The organism is Streptomyces sp. NPDC050263 (assembly GCF_040655955.1).
GTDB lineage: Bacteria > Actinomycetota > Actinomycetes > Streptomycetales > Streptomycetaceae > Streptomyces.
Genome location: NZ_JBFAKW010000077.1, coordinates 1 through 18,060, shown reverse-complemented (window position 1 = coordinate 18,060; position 18,060 = coordinate 1). Strand labels below are relative to the sequence as shown.

Sequence of the window (18,060 nt, the reverse complement as noted above, 5' to 3'; positions counted from 1 at the left end):
GGGACGGCCCGTGGGCGGGTCGGAGGCGCCGACCCGCCCACGGCTCGGATTTCCGGTCGGGGAAACCGGTCGTCGGGTCAGGGGAGCTTGATCAGCGTGTAGTCGTCGCAGTAGCCGGCCGCGGAGCCGGAGTTCTTGTAGCAGTAGGCCGCGGCCGAGGTGGTGGTGGCGCCGGTGGTGAAGAAGATCGGCTGCTGTGCGTAGGACGTCGTCGAGTTCCGCAGATACGTTTCTGTTCCGCCGAAGCCCTTGACGCCGACCGCCACCTCCTCACCCGCGGTGGCCGCCTTGCTCCAGGCGGCGAGCAGATAGGTGCCGCTGGAGGTGAGGCCGTTGACCGTCTGGATCGCGCCGCTCGCGCTGACTCCGGTCTGCAGGGCGTACGTACCGGTGCGGGCGTTCGAGGCGACGACACCGGACGCCGTCCCGGTGCTCTGGGTCCACGGAGTCAGGGCGCCGGCCTCGAAGCCCGGGTTGGTGACCGCGTTGGCGGCGGAGGACAGGCGCTCGACCGCGAGGTCGTCGCAGTAACCCGCCCCGCTGCCCCCGCTGTTCTTCCAGCAGTAGACGGTGGCCGTGGTGCCGGCGGAGCCGGTGGTGAAGAGGAACGCCGCCTGGGTGTACGAAGTGGTGGCGATGTTGGTGTAGGTCTCCGTGCCGCCGAAGCCCTTGACGCCGACGGCGAGGGTTTCACCCGCGTTCGCCACCTTGGCCCAACCGGTCAGCAGATAGGTGGTGTTGGGGCTGAGGCCCGTCAGCGACTGGTTCGCGCCGCTGCCGCTCGCCGCCGTGGTCAGCGCGTAGCCGCCGGTGCGGGCGTTCGTGCTCGGCACGGAGGACGAGGCGCCGCTGGCCTGGGTCCACGGGCTCAACGCCCCTGTCTCGAAGCCCGCGTTGGAGAGCAGATTGCCGCCGGTGCCGTTGTAGGCACCGATGTCGGGTGCGGCCGTGGCGGAGACGGTGTTGCCGAAGGCGTCCTTGCCGCCGTTGCCGCCGATGACCGCGCCGGCCCGGATGACGGGCGAGGACGGATGCACCTGGTAGGCGTCGGCCCCGGCGTAGGAGGAACCGCTGTCGGCGTTGCCCGGGTTGCGGAACTCGGGGTCGGCCGTCACCTTCGCCGCGTCGGTGGGCTCGGACGACGGGTGGTTGCCGTAGAAGAGGTTGTTGGAGTAGACGGAGCCGGAGCCGGTGGTGAAGTAGCCGCCGGTGCCGTAGTTGAAGACCGCGTTGTTGCGGAAGGAGAGGGTTCCGGTGACGCTCGATCCCCTGCGTGAGTACAGGATCGGGGTGTTCAGGCCGCTCTTGTTGACGTAGACGCTGTTGTTGTAGATGAGCGGGACGGCGACCGAACTGCCGCTCTGGTTGGGGATGTTGCCGACGAAGTGGAAGACGCCCGTGCCGTGGGTCGGGGTGCCGGCGGCGGGGCAGCCCGTGTTGGTGCCGTCGTTCTCGCTGATGTTGTAGCGGATCACCGTGCCGTCGCTCGGGACGGTCGACGTGGGCTCGCCCGCGATGTTGAAGGGCGGCATCACCAGCATGAAGCCGCCGAGGTTCTGGTGGCTGTAGTTGTACTGGAACGTGGTGTTGTGGTTGCCCCAGTCGACGTCGTAGCCGGTGCCGTCGGCGCCGTTGACATGGCAGTACACCTCGTTGTTCTGCACGACGGTGTTGGAGCTGCCGGACATCCAGATGCCGGCCGAGGCGCCGTTGCAGTACTGGCCCGACGGCGGGCAGGTGTTCTTCGCGCCGCCGTAGCCCGCCTTGTTGCCGTCGATGAGCGCGCCGTCGTTCTTCACGACGAGGATGTCGTCGGCGCCGTCGTAGGTCATGGTGTTGTCGCGGATGACCGTGCCGGTGGTCAGGCCGGTGCCCTGGCCGTCCCCGTCCGGGGTGACGGCGACGGCGATGCGGTCGACATGGTCGAAGGTGTTGTTCTCGACGACCACGTCGTCCCAGGTGGAGACGGGGGTGGTGTGGTCGGTCTGGACGCCGACGCCCGCGTTGGTGGCGTACCAGCCGCCCGCCCAGCCGCTGATGTCGTGGATGTTCATGTCGTGCACCCGGATGTGGTGCAGGACGCCCCCGGAGCTGTTCTCGGCGAGGACGCCGGAGCGGTAGGCGGGCGAGGACGCCGCGTTGGTGAGGTCCAGGCCGCCGATCTCCCAGTACTGCTGGTTGAGGAGATGGATGACCGGGCCGGTGGCGCCGTTCGCGTCGATGACCGGCTTGGCGCCGATGCCGTACGAGCCCATGGTGACGGGGCTGCCGGAGGCGCCCGAGCCGCCGGGCGTGAGCTGGCCGGTGCAGGTGGTGCCGGCGGCGAACAGGATGCTGTCGCCGGCGGCGAAGGTGGTGCTGTTGACGCTGCTGACCGAGTTCCAGGGGCTGGCCTGGGTGCCGCTGCCGTTGGCGGCGGCCGAACAGTTGACGTAGTGGGCGGTGCCGGCGGCCAGAGCGGTGTGGGCCGGCAGGAGCACGGCTCCGGCCAGGGTGGCGAGCAGGGTGAGGATGCGGGATGCCCGGACGCCCGGGCGGTCCGTTCTGCGGCGCTTCATCGCGACGCTCCTTGCTGGGTGAAGTGTCCTGCGCGCCGCGGACTGCGGCGCGGGTCTTCCTGCACCGGGCGGCTGCCGAAGCGGAGCGCCCGGAGTCTGTGGCGGGGCCGCGGCCTCACCGCGGGCTTCACCGCGGTCGTCTCACCGCGGGGGGAGTCCCGCCAGGTCGGGCGTCTCGACGACGGAGGCGTGCCGCATGCCGTGCGGCAGCGTCAGGGCGACGGACTCCCAGTCCACGCCGTCCTTGCTGCGGACCGCCCCGTACCGCCCCTCCAGGTAGTGGTCGAAGATCATGACCAGCTCGTCGCCGCGGCGGAAGATCGAGGGGCCTTCCACCACCGAGGGGGTGACCGGTCCTGTCGGGGCGGCGTACGGGCCGCCGGGGATCTCGAAGGTCGTCAGGTGGAGGTCCTTGTGCGCGGTGGCGAGGTCGTTGGTGCCGCGCTCGTCCTTGTAGGCCATGAGGAATCCGCCGCCGTCCCGCTCTCGCACGGTGGCGTCGATGACCGAGTGGCCGGGGTCGAAGAAGAGTGCGGAGGCCGAGTACGCCTTGAAGTCCTCGGTGGTGCAGTGCCAGATGCGGTGGTTCTGGCCGACATGCTCGTAGTCGCGGCCGTCCGCGGTGCTGCCGGGCTCGACGACCGAGGACCAGACGAGGTGGTACAGCCCGGTGCGGCGGTCCGGGAAGAATTCCGGCGCCCAGGCGTTGTGGGCGCCCTCCACCTCGGCCATGACCGGGACGAGTTCCTGGTCCGACCAGGTGAGCAGGTCGGCCGAGGTGGCGTGGACGATGAAGGGGCTCGTCCAGCCGTCGGTGGCCAGCAGATGGAACAGGCCGTCGGGGCCGACCCCGATGAACGGGTCCCGGAGCCGGCCGGTGCCGACCGTGCCGCGCAGCACCGGGCGGCCGCCGTTCACGGTCACGAAGTCGTGGCCGTCGTGGCTGTAGCCCAGGTGGAGCGCCTCGTCGGCGTCGGTGAAGTAGGAGACCACGTACATCGGTGGAGGGTCCTTCCGGGACATGGGGGGTGCGTCGGGGCAGGGGGCGTCGCCCTCGGACGGGGAGGTCGTCGGGTGCGGAGGGGGCTGCGGACCGGGCGGGTTCAGGACTTGACGGCGCCGGCGGACATGCCGGCGACCACCTGGCGCTGGAGGAAGACGAAGATCAGCAGCAGCGGGAGGACACCGAGCAGGGCGGCGGGAAACAGGGTGGTCGGCTGCACGGTGTGCGGGTCGATGAACGAGTACGCGTTGACCATGACGGTCCGCTTGTCCGGGTCCTGGAGGAACACCAGGGGCACCACCAGGTCGTTCCAGACCTGCAGGGCGACGAAGGTCAGCATCGTGCTGGTGACCGGCCGCAGCAACGGCAGGATGATCGTGAAGAAGGTGCGGAAGGCTCCACAGCCGTCGAGCGAGGCCGCCTCCTCCAGGTCGACCGGGATGGAGCGGATGAAGCTGGTGTAGAAGAACACCGCGACCGGGAGATACAGGGCCGTGTAGATGAAGACCACGCCCGCGTAGGTGTCCAGCAGGCTGAGGTCGCGCATCAGCAGGTACAGGGGCGCCACCACGACGAACACCGGGATCGACGTCCCCAGGATGAACAGCCGGTACATCGCGGTGGACCAGCGCTGGGTGATCCGGGCCAGCGGATAACTGGCCAGTGAGCCGAACACGGTGATGGCCGCACACGAAAGCCCGGTGATGAGCAGGGTGTTGAGGGTGCTCCGCCCGTAGTGGATCTGGCTGAACGCGTCGGTGAAGTTCTTGAAGGTCAGCGAGTGCGGGATGCCCAGGGGGGAGCCGGCCACGTCCGCGGCCGTGCGCAGCGAGGTGACGACCGTGAAGAGGAACGGCAGGACGAACAGCAGGGTGCCCAGGCAGAGCAGGAGGGTGCCGAGACCGCCGCCGAGACGGCGCAGCGGGTGGGGCGAGGGCGCGCCGGTGGGCGCGGGCCGGGTTGCGATGGGCGGCGAGGAGATGTCTGTGGTCATGGTGGCGATCCGTCAGTTCCTGTTCGTGTTCCTGTTCGTGCCGTCGGTTTCGTGCCGTCGGTCTCGTGCCGTCAGATGCGTCGTTCGCGGAGCCGGAGCAGGGAGGAGGTGGCGCTGGAGAGGACGACCACGGTCACGAGGAGGACGACCGACAGCGCGACTCCGTAGGCGAACTTCCCGCCGCCGAAGACATTGCGGTACACGAGAAGCGTCAGTGTGTCCGTGGCCCCGGCCGGGCCGCCGTTGGTCAGCACGAGGGGGAACTCGAAGACCTTCAGCGAGCCGATGAGGCTGAGCGTCACGTTGACGGTGAGTGCGGGGGCGAGCAGCGGCCACTCGATGCTGATGAAGCGGCGCCAGCCGCTCGCTCCGTCCAGCGCGGCGGCTTCCAGCAGTTCGGTCGGCATGCTCATGTAGCTGGCGAGGAAGATCGCGCAGGAGTAGCCGGTGAACATCCAGATGTTGACGGCGGCCACCGAGTAGAGCGCGGTGGAGGTGTCGCCGAGCCAGACGTGATCGAGGCTGTGCAGGCCGATCCGGTCCAGCAGTGCGTTGATGCCGCCGGTCGGGGCGAACAGGTACGACCAGATGAAGGCGGCCATCACCGGGGAGATCAGGGTCGGCGTGAGCAGCACGACGCTGAGCGTCTTGCGGACCTTGGGACGGCGGAACAGCAGGCTCGCGAAGAGCAGTCCGAGGCCGTTCTGCGCGACGACGACCACGGCGGCGTACAGCACGGTGTGCCACAGGGCGGCGGTGACCTTCGGGTCGTCGGCCATGGCGCGGTACTGGTCGGTGCCGACGAAGTCGGCGACGGGTCCGCCGAGGCTGTCGGTCATGCTCAGGTAGACGCCGCGGGCCAGCGGATACAGCATGAAGACGCCGTATATGACGATCGCCGGAAGCAGAAAGGCTGCCATGGTGGCACGCCGGCGGTGGAACACGGGGGTTCTCCTCTTGCCGGGCCGGCCGTGGCGGGCGTGGGGCGGTCAGGAGCCGCTGACCGCGACCCCCACCACGGCTGACCAGGGGTGTGGGGCTGGGTTACTTCGCGGACGCCGCGGTCTGGATGTCCTTCAGCGTCTGCGCGGCGGACGCCTGGCCCAGCAGGAACGCCTGGATCTTGGAGCCGGTGTCGGTCTCGGCGGCGGCGGCGTACCAGGAGTTGGAGGGGAGGATCCGGTAACGGCCCTCCTTGAAGGCCGTGGTGAAGGCCGTCGTCTCGGTGTTCTCCGGCGTGGTGCCGCCCGTGAAGGGCGATTCCGCGTGCTCGGCCTCCAGGTACTTGGCGAGGTTCGCGCTCTGCGACCAGAACTTGACGTACTCACGCGCCGCGTCGCCCTGCTTCGACTGGGAGTTGACGCCCCACATCGTTCCGGCGAACAGCATGCTGTTGGGCTTGGTGCCCGCCTCGCCGCCCGGCCAGGGCGCGAAGGAGACCGGGAAACCGGCCTTCTTGATGTTGGAGACCTGCCAGGCGCCCTGGTACCAGAAGGCGCTCTTGCCGGCGCTGAAGTCCTGCGGTCCCTGCGACCACTCGTCGACGCCGATCTGGTTCTTCCAGTTGACGTACCCCTTGTCCTCCAGGGTCTTCAACTGCTCCAGCGGCGTCTTCCAGTCGGGGTCGAACGAGGTCTTGCCGGCCAGGAAGTCGGCGTCCCACTGCTTGTTCTTGTCGTAGACGACGGTCGAACCGCTCGCCTGGAAGACGGAGCTCCCGGTCCAGCCGGACTTGTCAGGCAGCGCGATGGGGTCGATGCCGGCCTTCTTGACCTTGGCGAGGTCGGCGAGGAACGTCGGCCAGTCGGCGGGGACTTCGGTGATGCCCGCCTTCTTCAACAGGTCCATGTTGGCGTAGAGGCCGATGCCGATCAGCTCCATCGGCATGGCGAGGGTCTTGCCGTCGGACTGGGCGAAGGGCTTGGCGTCCGGGGCTATCTCGCTCGCCCACGACTCCTTGGACAGGTCGGCGAGGTAGCCGGAGGCGCCCCACTTCTTCATCTTGTCCGTGTCGACCATGATGACGTCGCCGGCCTTGCCGCCGAGCAGTTCCGGCTGGAGCTTCTGTACGTAGGTGTCGTTCGCGGTGATGTACTCGAAGTCGACCTTGATGTCGGGGTGAGCCGCCTCGAACGCCTTGTTGATCTCCGCGACGTTCGCCGGCTCGGCGCCGCCGCCCTTCCACGCCTGCACGTGAAGGGTCACCTTGCCGTCCGCGGAGGCGCCGGACGACCCGCCTCCGCAGGCGGCCAGCGAAACCGCCATGGCGGCGACGGCGGTGGCGACCGCGAGACCTCTCCCAGAACGCTTCATTGCATACCTCACCCATCGTCGGCGCAGACCGACTTGTCATCTCTGAAGGGATTTGAACGGGCTGGTCGGTTTCCGTGTGGGGGAAGGGTTGATACATGCGGAAAGGGACCGGTCGACCCGACTTTGCGGCAATCGTTAACTGCCGATTGCGGGGACTGTAACGCAAAACTTAGCGGACATCTATATGTAACTTTGTGTGGTCGATCCGTAAGGCCTGGGTGGCCATGCCCTCCAGAGTGGCGGGCTATATATTCCGGTATGTGTGCTGATGGTCGAGCTCACGGCCCGGCGCGTGTGACGTTTCGTTGACGACGCCACTGCCTTATCGTTACAGTTTCCATAGTGTTTTCGTGCGGGTGACAGAAGGAGTCCGGGTGGCAGGGCGGGTGACCATCGCGCAGGTGGCCGAGGAGGCCGGCGTCTCCGCGATGACGGTGTCCAACGTCGTGAACGGCAAGCCGGGAGCCTCCGAGGAGACGCGACGCCGAGTCATGGAGGTGGCCGGGAAACTCGGCTACCGGACGAACGTCTCGGCCCGCAATCTCAAGAACGGCCGCAGCGGGCTCGTGGGCCTCATCGCCCTGGATCTGACCAGCCAGTACGGCCTGGAGATCCTCCGCGGCGTCGCCGACGAACTCGCCAGCGCCGAGCAGGAACTGCTCGTCAACGCCTCGTACCACGACGCGGTGCGGGAGAAGGACCGCATCGAGTTCCTGACCCGCGGCCTCGTCGACGGCGTGCTCCTGATCGCCCCCGTACTGGAGGACGAGACGGTCGAACTGCTCCGCCGGCAGAAACTGCCCTGCGTCATCATCGACCCCCGCCGCCTGGCCGTACCGCTGCCCCGGCTGACCGTCGACAACTACCACGGGATGCGTCAGGGCACGCAGCACCTGCTCGACCTCGGACACACCCGGATCGCCTACCTCCGCGGCGAGGAGGACCTCGAGAGCACGTCCATCCGCTTCCAGGGCTTCGAGGACGCCATGCGGCTCGCGGGCCTGGAAGTCGACGAACGGCTGGTCGCCTCGTGCGACTTCTCCTACGCCAGCGGCTTCCGCACCACCACCCGCCTGATCACCGAACACCGGCCCACGGCGATCGTCGCCGGCGCCGACCTGATGGCACTCGGCGCGGTCGACGCGGCACGGGCCTGCGGCCTGAACGTGCCCACCGACCTCTCGGTCGTCGGCTTCGACGACCTTCCGCAGGCGGCACAGAGTTTTCCGGGCCTCACCACCGTGCGTCAGCCGCTGCACGACATGGGGCAGAAAGCGGCCCGCGCGCTGCTGTCCCTCATCGAAGGGCAGAAGCTCCTCATGGAGCACATGGAGGTCGGCACCGAACTCGTGGTACGGAACTCGACCGCCCCGCCACCGGCGAGCCGTCACTGAGTGCCTTCAGGACGACGGGCCGGCCGCCACCGACAGCGCCGACCGCCAGGAAGGGCGCCCGGGACGGCGGCTGCCTCATCGGGCAGTGGCGGCTGCACTTCCGACAGCAGTCGTACGCCTGTACCCGGCGCGCGTGCTGAGGCAGTGTCAGGGTCACAAGAGGTCTGCCGATGGACGTCCCAGGGAGCGAGAATGCCCGACCACGTACATGACCACGACCACGACGACGACCACCAACAAGTCGGCCACAGGCAGCTCCAGACCGACGACTCGCGACTGTTCAAGGCAGCTGCCGCGGGGCGCCCCGATGTTCTGGGCCCGTCCGGCATGGGCACGCTCCAGCGGGCCGTCGGCAACAGCGCGGTGGGCGCCATGCTGCAGCGGGAGCAGGACGAGGATTCCCCCGCGCCGCAGCGCTCGCCCGTGCACGACGTCGTCGGGTCCGGCTCCGGGCAGACCCTCGGCGCCGACGTCCGCTCCGACATGGAGGAAAAGCTCGGCGCGGACTTCTCCGACGTGCGGGTGCACACGGGCGACGCGGCGCACGAGTCCGCGAAGTCCGTCGGCGCGCACGCCTACACCGTCGGCAACAACGTCGTCTTCCAGCGGGACGCCTACGACCCGTCGTCCCATGCCGGGCGTACGACGCTCGCGCATGAGCTGACCCATGTGATCCAGCAGCGCAGCGGCCCGGTCGACGGGACCCCCGCATCCGGTGGGATCCGGGTCAGCGACCCCTCCGACCGGTATGAGCAGGAGGCCAGCGCGAACGCGGATCGTGTCATGTCCGCCCAGGCCCCGGCCGCACCGACCGCCGCCGCGCCGGCCGGAGTGGTCCAGCGGGAGGCCGAGGAGGACGAGCAACCCGCCGACGTGCAGGGGCTGTTCGTGCAGCGGGCCGAGGAGGAGCAGGAAGAACAGGGCGAGGAATGACCGGCACGGCCCCCGGGCTCGAGCCCGGGGGCCGACCGCTGCCGGTCGGTCCTGCCGCGTTCGGCCGGGTCAGGCCGCGGAGGGGGAAGGGGAGACGGAGGGGCTCGGGCTGGGCGCCTGTCGCAGCGTCCCGCCGACCAGCACCGACTCGTCGCACTGGGCCGCCGTCGGACCGCCCACCGGCCGTCCCACCTGGCTGCAGGTCACCGTCATGGTGATCCGACCCCCGGCGGGCACCGCGATCGGCGTGACGAAGTGGTAGTCCTGGTCACGGAAGTTCTGCAGTGCCAGCGTCAGCAGGGTCCGACTTCCGGCGGAGATGACGACGGTGCCGGAGTCGCCCTGCGGGTTCTGCACCACGAGGTCGGTCAGGTCGAACACCTGCCCCTTCGGGACCCGGTACACCGTGTCGGCCGTCGAGCCGCCGCCCACCGAGTCCTTCACCCCGGTCTGAGCGCTGCGCGGATCCACCGCACCCCCGCCGCCGCTGCCGCCCGTGCTCCCGCCGCCTGTTCCGCCGCCCGAGCCCCCGCCGGTGCTTCCGCCGCCCGATCCCGCTGCGGCTCCGGAGGTCGCTGAGCCACCGCCGGCCGTGTCCGCCCCCTTTCCGCCGGAGCCCCCCGACCCGGACGAGCCGCCGCCCTTGGTGGCGGACGCCCCGGGGCTGGGCGACAGCACGGCGGCCACCTGCTTCTGGGACTCCTCCCGCGCCGCCGACCGCACCACCGGGCGCAGCAGGGCGAACCACACGATGGCCAGGGCGACCGCTGCGGCCGCCGCCGCCATCAGGGCGCGTGGCAGCCAGCTCGGCAGTATCGCGTCCTGCTGGTAGGTGCCGTCCAGAGGGACGGGCTCGTGCGGGGCGTCGCCGACGGGCGTCGCCACCACCTGAAAGGGATGGACGACGGGAGCGCCGCGCCACAGCCGTCGCGCCGGACGCGCGGTGAGCCGCGTCAACTCGGCGGCGCCCGGCGGCAGTTCGACGGTGTCCCGGGAGAAGCCCAGCCGCACCCGGGAGCTGTCGCCCTGGGCCGTCAGCCGCACCGTCATCGGAATGTTGCTGCGGTTGTCGACGGCCACCTCGGTGCGGCCGCGCCAGGCCCCGTCGAACCCGCGGGGCACCAGCTCCCCGGTGATCTCGGCGAACGGCAGGACCGTGACGACGCCCTCGGGGAGCACCGCCGTGTCGGGGGCGCTGGTGGGCACCACCCGTACCCCGAACGGGACGTCCCCGGCCGGCACGTCCGGGCTTCGGGGCGGGCTCAGTGCGAGAACCGCGGTGCCCGTACTGTCCGGGTACAGCGAAAGGCTCGTTGGCTCGACGGTCGCCCAGGCCGCTGCCGGGCCCACGACCTCGAAGCGATACTCCTCCACCGTGCTGCCGGAGTTGCGTACCTGAAGGGGGACTTCGATCAGCCCACCAGGCTCGGCGGTCACAGCGGTCGTGTCCAGGCTCGCCGCAGTTGTCATGATCGGCACAATAAGACCGGTGTCGGCGGTCGGCACGGTCCTCTCAGGAAGACTTTCGGGAAGCTGAGGTGCCCATTGACGCCTTGTTGACTTTGCGTGGAGTCGCCTCCCGCATACTGCTCGACGCGCCGCGATGCGCTCGACCAGGGGGGAGACTGGTGTGGACCGGATAGTTGTGTGCCTGCGCGCAGATGACCCGATCTCCAGAGCGGGGGTCGCCACCCAACTGCGGCCCCGGCCGGAGATCCGGCTGCAGGAGGAGGGGGAGGAACCGGCCGCCGCCGTCGTGGTGGTCGTAGTGGACACCATAGACGAGGAGTCGCTGCGGACCCTTCGCCACATCCGGCGGACGACGGCCGCCCGGGTGGCGCTGGTCGCCACCCGCATCGACGACCAGCAGCTGGTCGGCGCCGCCGAGTGCGGAGTGGCGGGGGTCCTGCGCCGGTCCGAGGCGACGCCGGAGCGGCTGGTGCAGGTGATCAACGCGGTGGCCAGGGGAGAGGGCAGCGTTCCCGCGGACCTGCTGGGCCGCTTGCTGGAGCAGGTCGGCCAGTTGCAGAGCCAGGTTCTCGCGCCGCGCGGCCTGAACTTCAGCGGGCTCACCGACCGGGAGATCGAGGTCGTCCGGCTCGTCGCCGAGGGGTACGACACCGGGGACATCGCCACCAAACTCGCGTACTCCGAACGCACCATCAAGAACATCCTGCACGACCTCGTCACCCGGCTGCATCTGCGCAACCGCTCGCATGTCGTCGCCTATGCGCTCCGGCAGGGGCTGATCTGAAGAGGCCGGTCCGCCTCGGCGGCGAAGGGAGAGGCGGATTGCCCTGAAGGGCAGACCGCACTTCCCGAACGCGTGTCCCCGGCGCCGCTCCGTCGAAGAGCGGCGCCGGGGACGGTTGGCCAACGCCGAACTGGAAGGGGATGTCGTGCGGTTGTTCCGGCTGAGGGCGGGCCTGATGGCCTCGCTCCTCGCGCTCGGCGCGGTAGGAGCGGGTATCGGAGACACGACGCCGCAGGCCCGGGCGACGACTTCGTCCTCCTCGTCGCCCTCCCCGTCCCCATCTCCATCCGCAGCCCCTTCCCCTTCTTCTTCGCCCTCCTCCTCGTCCCCTCCGACGGCGACGGCCCCGACCTCCCCGGTCACGCCCTCGCTGGTGGAGCAGTCGCTGAATCCCGGTGCCTCGATCACCGTCGCCAAGCAGGTGCGGACCCCCGTGGTGCCGCCCAAGCCGGACGTGGTGCTGCTGGTGGACAACACGGGGAGCATGGACGACGTCATCGCCAACGTGAAGAAGAACCTGCCCACGATCGTCAACCAGGTCTTCGCCCTGCAGCCCGACTCCCGTTTCGCCGTGGCCAGTTACGGAGACGTGGGCGGCAGAAGCCGGCTCTTCCTCCTGCACCAGGCGTTCACCGCCGACCGCGCCGCCATCCAGCGCGGCGTGAACGCCCTGACCGCTTCCGGCGGCGGCGACACACCGGAGGACTGGGGGAACGCGCTCCACGAGGTGGCGACCGGAGCCGGCGGTCGGAACACGTTCCGGGACGGCGCCAGCCCCATCGTCGTCCTGGTCGGTGACGCCCCCAGCCACGACCCCAGCAACGGGCGCCGGTTCGCCGACGTCGTCAAGACGCTCCAGGGCCGCGGCGTCAAGGTCCTCGCCGTCGGCGTCGGCGGAAACGGGCTCGACCAGTACGGCCAGGCCAGACAGGTCACCCAGGCCACCGGCGGCAAGTACCTCCAGGGCATCAACGCGGGTGACGTGTCGAACGCCATCGTCCAGGGACTGACGAACCTGCCGGTCACCGTCAGCCACCGGCTCGTCGACTGCAACCCCTCGCTGGGCGTCTCCCTCTCGCCGACGAGCGTCGAGGTGACCAGCGGCCAGACCGCCTCCTTCACCGAGCGGATCACGGTCTCCCCGAACGCACCGCAGGGCTCCACGCTGTCCTGCACGGTCCAGTTCCTGCTCGGCCCGGCGGCCGAACCGGCCTATCGGGAGCAGATCCGCATCACCGTCAACGACGTGACCGCCCCCGCGGTGACCGTCGACGACCGCACGGTGGAAGCCACCGGCCCGGACGGCGCGGTCGTCGGCTACCCGGCGAGCGCGCGCGACAACGTCGACGGCGCCGTGCCGGTGAAGTGCACGCCGGCCTCCGGGACGCGCTTCCCCCTCGGGCGGACGACGGTCACCTGCACGGCGACCGACAAGGCGGGCAACACCGGCCGCGACACGGCAGTGGTCACCGTCGTCGACACCACCGCGCCGGTGGTGGGCGTCGACGACCGCACCGCCGAGGCGACCGGTCCCGACGGCGCCGTGATCACATACCCGGCCACGGCCACCGACATCGTGGACGGCGTCGTCCCGGTGGTGTGCAAGCCCCCCTCCGGGTCGACGTTCCCGCTCGGGAAGACCACCGTCACCTGCACGGCGACCGACCGGGCCGGCAACACCGGCCGCGACACTGCCGAGTTCACGGTGACCGACTCCACCGGCCCCCTCGTCACCGTCGAGGACCGCACCGCGGAGGCCACCGGTCCCGACGGCGCGGCCGTGGAGTACCCGGCGTCGGCCCAGGACACGGTCGACGGGCCGGTGCCGGTCACCTGCGTGCCGCGGTCGGGTTCGGTGTTCCCGATCGGGCCGACGACGGTGACCTGCACCGCGACGGACTCCCGTAAGAACACCGGTACGGACACCGCCGTCGTCACCGTCGTCGACACCACCCCGCCCGTCGTGACGGTCGACGACGTGACGGTCGAGGCCACCGGGCCCGGCGGCGCGGCCGTGGAGTACCCCGCCACCGCGGTCGACATCGTGGACGGACCGACGAAGGTCACCTGCACACCGCCCCCGGGCGCCACCTTCCCGGTCGGGAAGACCACCGTCACCTGCAGGTCGACGGACGCCCACGAGAACACCGGCGAGGACACCGCCGTGATCACGGTGGTCGACACGACCGCGCCCGTCGTCACCGTGGACGACCGCACCGTGCCGGCCACCGGGCCCGACGGCGCCGTGGTCGAGTACCCCGCCACGGCCCAGGACCTCGTCGACGGAGCCGTGGCCGTCACCTGCGAGCCCCCGTCCGGATCCACCTTCCCGCTCGGCGAGACCACCGTGACCTGCACCGCGACCGATGCCGCCGGCAACAGGGGCACCGACACCGCCGTCTTCACCGTCGTCGACACCGCCGCGCCCGCCGTCCGGGTGGACGACCGGTTCGTGCGGACCATCAACCGGGCCGGCGAACCCGTCCAGTACATCGCCACCGCCCAGGACATCGTCGACGGCGTCCTCACCGCCACCTGCACCCCGATCTCGGGGTCGAACTTCCCGCTCGGCAGGACCACCATCACCTGCACGGCGACCGACAAGGCGGGCAACACCGGCCGCGACACCGCCGTCGTGACCGTCATCCTGATCCCGCCCGTGCCGGCCCCGCCCTCCGCCGACCTCGCCGTGACCGCCGTGGTCGGCCCGCAGCCCGCCTTCACCGGCGGCGCCGTCACAGCGACGTTCACCCTCAGCAACGCCGGACCGGACAACGCGACGAACGTCGTCCTGACCGCCGGGATACCCCAACCCGCCACCGTGGTCAGAGTCCAGGACCGCTGCACCACCGCCAGCCCCTGCACCCTGCCGGCCGGCGGCCGGATCCAGGTCACCACCCGGGTGTCGTACGACAAGGGCACCAGCGGCACCGTGACGGCCCGCGTCGCCGGCACGCCGGCCGACCGGCTCACCGCCGACAACACCGCCACGCTCCCGCTCCGCGTCCTCCAGCCCGTGCTGACCGCCGGGCCCGTCGTCGCCAGGCTCGGCGACGTCGTCCTCGCCGAGGGCCGCGACTTCCCGGCCGGAACGGTCGTCCAACTGAAGTGGAGCGAGGGCATCACCGCGGCGACGGTCCCGGTGAAGGTGGGCGCCGACGGAACGTTCCGCACCCAGGTCCTCGTCCTGCGCAAGGACCGGACCGGAGCCCGGCTGCTCAGCGCCACAGGACCCGGATACAACCCGCTCACCGCGCAGGTCCTCGTCGTGCCCCGCAGCCTCCAGCCACCCGACTTCATCGGCCGCGGATGAGCCACGCGGAGGAGGAACCGTGATCCACGAGGTGGACGACGCACTGCGCGCCCTCGTACGCAACGACGCCCTGGCCGGCACACAGGTCAGCGTCATGTTCGACGCACCCACCCGCGAGTGGGCGGCCAAGGTCAACGCCCCCACCGTCAACCTGTACCTCTACGACATCCGGGAGGACATGCGCCGTCGCTCCCGCGGCCTCTCCAACGAATACGACGAACGCGGCACCGTCATCGCCCGGCACCGCCCGCCCCGGTACTTCAAGCTGTCCTACCTGATCACCGCCTGGACGCGGCGCCCCGAGGACGAACACCGTCTGCTGTCCTCCCTCCTGCTGTGCCTGCTGGGCAGCGACGCCATGCCCACCGAGCACATGACCGGCTCCCTGGCCGGGCTTCCCCTGTCGGTTCCGATGACCATCGCGCTGCCGCCCCCCGAGGACCGGGCGTTCGCGGACGTGTGGAGCGCGCTCGGCGGCGAGCTGAAACCCTCCCTCGACCTCGTGATCAGCCTTCCGCTCGTCGGCACCGGAGTCGCTCCGGCGGCGCCGCCGGTCACCGAGGAGGGCGGCCTGCGGCTCGGTATCGAGGACACCAGGCGCACCGGTCAGAGCCCCACCGGAGCGGGGGAGGCCGGTGCGGCGGACGACCCGGCGGCGCGGCGTCGCCCGCGGCCGGCGCGGTCCCGGCGCGTCCGCGAATGAGCACGGGCCGCCGGACGCCCCGGCGGCCAGGACCGGGACCCGGACGCAGTCGGTAGATCGTCCGGGACCCTGCGGGGGCGCGCCAGGCCGTACGCGCGGTCGTGCCGCGCCGGGCCTCGGCACGATCCGCGGTACCCGACCGGGCGCACAGCACACACCGAGCGGAGCGAGGAGCACCCCATCGCCGAGAACCCCAGCCTTCGCCACCTGCTGGACCGGGTGGTCCTCGTCGAGGAACGCGTACGCCGCGCCGTCGCCGCCCGCAGGCAGACCGACCCCAACCCCGACGACGCCTTCCGTGGCCTCTACCTCACCGACGACGCCGTCGACCGCCTCCTGAACACGCCGCCCCGTCCCGCCGCCCCCGACCGCACGGACGCCGCCCGGCACGCCGACGCCGAGACGCGCGCCGACGCCGCCGACCCGCCCACCAGCCTGCGCCGCCTGGCGGCCGGCCTGGGCCTGACCGACCTCGACGTCGAGATCCTGCTCATCGCCCTGCTGCCCGATCTGGACGCCCGGTTCGAATCGTTCTACGGCTATCTCAACGACGACGTCACCCGGCACCGACCCTCCATCGGCCTGGCCCTGGCACTGTGCGGACTGTCCCCGGCCGACGCCTCCGCCCGCGCCCGCCTCGGCGCCACCGCGCCCCTGCTCTTCGGCGGCCTGCTGATCGTCGAGGACCCGGACCGCCCGTTCCTCGGACGCGCCCTGCGGGTACCGGACCGGATCACCGCGCACCTGCTCGGCGACGACACCCCCGACCCCCGGGTCGTCGACCTGCTGACCCCGGCCCCGCCCGTGCCCGGTGTGGGCGACGCCGCCCCGCTGGCCCGGGCCCTCGCGGCCGAAGTACCCCTGGCCTACCTGCGCGAGGACCAGGGCGGCGCGGGCCCGGCCCTCGCCGCGACCGCTCTCGCCCTGGCCGGACGCCCCGCCCTCGCCCTCGACCTGGCCCGCCTCGCCCGTGACCCGGCCCCCGCGGACGCCGTGCGCACCGCCGTACGCGAGGCCCGGCTGACCGGCGCCGGCCTGGTCTGCGCCCCGGTCGACGCGCTGGACCGCGAACGCGAACGCGAACGGGCCGTACTGCTACGGCAGTTGACGGACACCCCGGTCCCCGTCGTCCTCGTGGGCCGCATACCGTGGGACGCCGCCTGGTCCACCCGTCCCCCGTTGCTGCTGCGCGCCCCGCGCGTCGAGCCGACGGCACGAGCCGCTCTGTGGCAGACCGCGTACGGCACCGCGGTGCCCGCCGCCCTCGATATTCCGAACCTCCTGGCGCCCTTCCTCCTCACCCCCGAACAGATCACCCGGGCGGCCCGAAGCGCGGCCCAGAACGCGCTTCTGGACGACGACGAACTGCGCCCCGAGCATGTACGGCGCGGCGCCCGGGCCCAGAACTCCGCCGGACTCGACCTCCTCGCCCGCCGCATCGAACCCGCCGTAGCCTGGGACGACCTGGTTTTGCCTCCCGACACCCTCTCCCAACTCCGCGAACTCACCGCCCGCGCCCGCCACCGCGACCGCGTCCTCGGCGAATGGGGGATGCGCCCCGGCGGCGCCCGCGGCCGGGGCGTCGTCGCCCTGTTCGCGGGTGACTCCGGTACCGGCAAGACCATGTCCGCCGAGGTCATCGCCGCCGACCTCGGCCTCGACCTCTACACCGTCGACCTTTCGACCGTGATCGACAAATACGTCGGCGAGACGGAGAAGAACCTCGAGCGCATCTTCTCCGAAGCGGCCGGAGTGAACGGCGTCCTCCTCTTCGACGAGGCCGACGCGATCTTCGGCAAGCGCTCCGAGGTCAAGGACGCCCACGACCGCTACGCCAACGTCGAGAGCGCCTACCTCCTCCAGCGCATGGAGTCCTTCGACGGCCTCGCCGTCCTCGCCACCAACCTCCGCGCCAACCTCGACGACGCCTTCACCCGCCGCCTCGACCTGGTCGTCGACTTCCCCATCCCCGACCCCGCCCAGCGCCTCGCCCTCTGGCAGCGCTGCCTGGCCCCACTCCTCCCCGCCGCCGACGACCCCGACCTCGATCTCCGCTTCTGCGCGGACTCCTTCGAACTCGCCGGCGGCAACATCCGCTCCATCGCCGTCACCGCTGCCTACCTCACCGCCGAGGCCGGCTCCCCACTGACCATGCGACAGCTGATCCACGCGGTCCAGCGGGAGTACCAGAAGCTGGGTCGACTGACGCTGGCCAGCGAATTCGGCCAGTACATGGACCTGCTCGTCCTGTGACCGGATGGAGGAGAACCGCTGTGCGTACGCACGAAAAACCAGTGACGAGTCCAGGTGCCGAGCGCACTCGCCGCACCGCCGTGCCGGTCCGCATCGGGGAACCGGCCGGCTCGCTGAAGACCGCACTGCCGACACTGCAGCGGACGGTCGGCAACAAGGCGGTCGTGGGGCTGGTGACCGCGCAGCGGACGACGGTCCAGCTCCAGGTGCAGCGGGCCCCAGGCATGCCGCTGGAGGAGGCCGTCTTAGTGGTCTGCGTCGTAAGTCCTTCGGGGGTTGACTTCGGTGTTGCTTGTAGGCGTGCTCGCACTCAGCTGTTGAGGGTGGTGAGGTGGAGGTGGC

At 70.7% G+C, this 18,060-nt stretch carries 13 protein-coding genes; 7 read left to right on the top strand and 6 right to left on the bottom strand.

Features of this window, described 5'->3' with window-relative positions; translation table 11 throughout:
• Positions 1 to 77: 77 nt before the first annotated feature.
• The 5 genes from AB0J04_RS29105 to AB0J04_RS29085 all read right to left on the bottom strand — a co-directional run bounded on the left by AB0J04_RS29105 (position 78) and on the right by AB0J04_RS29085 (position 6,868).
• Positions 78 to 2,558 (bottom strand): carbohydrate binding domain-containing protein, encoded by a 2,481-nt coding sequence (locus AB0J04_RS29105; RefSeq protein WP_363171531.1) that lies wholly within the window; start codon positions 2,556 to 2,558, stop codon positions 78 to 80.
• A 141-nt stretch (positions 2,559 to 2,699) separates the two neighbouring features.
• A complete protein-coding gene (locus AB0J04_RS29100; protein WP_363171530.1) occupies positions 2,700 to 3,557 on the bottom strand; it encodes a glycoside hydrolase family 43 protein in 858 nt (285 codons plus the stop codon).
• Positions 3,558 to 3,661: 104 nt separating this feature from the next.
• Entirely contained in the window at positions 3,662 to 4,555 is an 894-nt protein-coding gene (locus AB0J04_RS29095) for a carbohydrate ABC transporter permease (protein WP_363171529.1), read from the bottom strand.
• 71 nt (positions 4,556 to 4,626) lie between these two features.
• Entirely contained in the window at positions 4,627 to 5,475 is an 849-nt protein-coding gene (locus AB0J04_RS29090; protein WP_363171528.1) for a sugar ABC transporter permease, read from the bottom strand.
• Positions 5,476 to 5,599: 124 nt separating this feature from the next.
• Positions 5,600 to 6,868, bottom strand: coding sequence for an ABC transporter substrate-binding protein (locus AB0J04_RS29085; protein ID WP_363171527.1), 1,269 nt, complete (start codon positions 6,866 to 6,868; stop codon positions 5,600 to 5,602).
• A 374-nt stretch (positions 6,869 to 7,242) separates the two neighbouring features.
• Here AB0J04_RS29085 and AB0J04_RS29080 point away from each other — a divergent pair, with 374 nt between their 5' ends.
• Positions 7,243 to 8,262, top strand: a complete 1,020-nt coding sequence (locus AB0J04_RS29080) for a LacI family DNA-binding transcriptional regulator (protein ID WP_363171526.1) — start codon at positions 7,243 to 7,245, stop codon at positions 8,260 to 8,262.
• A gap of 192 nt (positions 8,263 to 8,454) precedes the next feature.
• A complete protein-coding gene (locus AB0J04_RS29075) occupies positions 8,455 to 9,195 on the top strand; it encodes a DUF4157 domain-containing protein (RefSeq protein ID WP_363171525.1) in 741 nt (246 codons plus the stop codon).
• Positions 9,196 to 9,264: 69 nt separating this feature from the next.
• On the opposite strand, the gene AB0J04_RS29070 is transcribed toward AB0J04_RS29075, so the two are convergent.
• Positions 9,265 to 10,665 (bottom strand): hypothetical protein, encoded by a 1,401-nt coding sequence (locus tag AB0J04_RS29070; protein ID WP_363171524.1) that lies wholly within the window; start codon positions 10,663 to 10,665, stop codon positions 9,265 to 9,267.
• A gap of 160 nt (positions 10,666 to 10,825) precedes the next feature.
• Here AB0J04_RS29070 and AB0J04_RS29065 point away from each other — a divergent pair, with 160 nt between their 5' ends.
• The 5 genes from AB0J04_RS29065 to AB0J04_RS29045 all read left to right on the top strand — a co-directional run.
• Positions 10,826 to 11,449: a response regulator transcription factor gene (locus tag AB0J04_RS29065; RefSeq protein ID WP_351917938.1), complete on the top strand. Its 624-nt coding sequence runs from the start codon at positions 10,826 to 10,828 to the stop codon at positions 11,447 to 11,449.
• 373 nt (positions 11,450 to 11,822) lie between these two features.
• Positions 11,823 to 14,762, top strand: coding sequence for an HYR domain-containing protein (locus AB0J04_RS29060; RefSeq protein ID WP_363171523.1), 2,940 nt, complete (start codon positions 11,823 to 11,825; stop codon positions 14,760 to 14,762).
• A gap of 19 nt (positions 14,763 to 14,781) precedes the next feature.
• Entirely contained in the window at positions 14,782 to 15,465 is a 684-nt protein-coding gene (locus tag AB0J04_RS29055; RefSeq protein ID WP_363171522.1) for a DUF4255 domain-containing protein, read from the top strand.
• Between the two features lie 210 nt (positions 15,466 to 15,675).
• Positions 15,676 to 17,718, top strand: a complete 2,043-nt coding sequence (locus tag AB0J04_RS29050; RefSeq protein WP_363171556.1) for an ATP-binding protein — start codon at positions 15,676 to 15,678, stop codon at positions 17,716 to 17,718.
• A gap of 41 nt (positions 17,719 to 17,759) precedes the next feature.
• The coding region (locus AB0J04_RS29045) for a hypothetical protein (RefSeq protein ID WP_363171521.1) at positions 17,760 to 18,060 on the top strand (301 nt) is incomplete at its 3' end.

Bases quoted from the DNA above. Each gene is read 5' to 3' on its own strand.
- AB0J04_RS29105 (WP_363171531.1), bottom strand. From the start codon at position 2,558: ATGAAGCGCCGCAGAACGGACCGCCCGGGCGTCCGGGCATCCCGCATC.
- AB0J04_RS29100 (WP_363171530.1), bottom strand. From the start codon at position 3,557: ATGTACGTGGTCTCCTACTTCACCGACGCCGACGAGGCGCTCCACCTG.
- AB0J04_RS29095 (WP_363171529.1), bottom strand. From the start codon at position 4,555: ATGACCACAGACATCTCCTCGCCGCCCATCGCAACCCGGCCCGCGCCC.
- AB0J04_RS29090 (WP_363171528.1), bottom strand. From the start codon at position 5,475: ATGGCAGCCTTTCTGCTTCCGGCGATCGTCATATACGGCGTCTTCATG.
- AB0J04_RS29085 (WP_363171527.1), bottom strand. From the start codon at position 6,868: ATGAAGCGTTCTGGGAGAGGTCTCGCGGTCGCCACCGCCGTCGCCGCC.
- AB0J04_RS29075 (WP_363171525.1), top strand. From the start codon at position 8,455: ATGCCCGACCACGTACATGACCACGACCACGACGACGACCACCAACAA.
- AB0J04_RS29070 (WP_363171524.1), bottom strand. From the start codon at position 10,665: ATGACAACTGCGGCGAGCCTGGACACGACCGCTGTGACCGCCGAGCCT.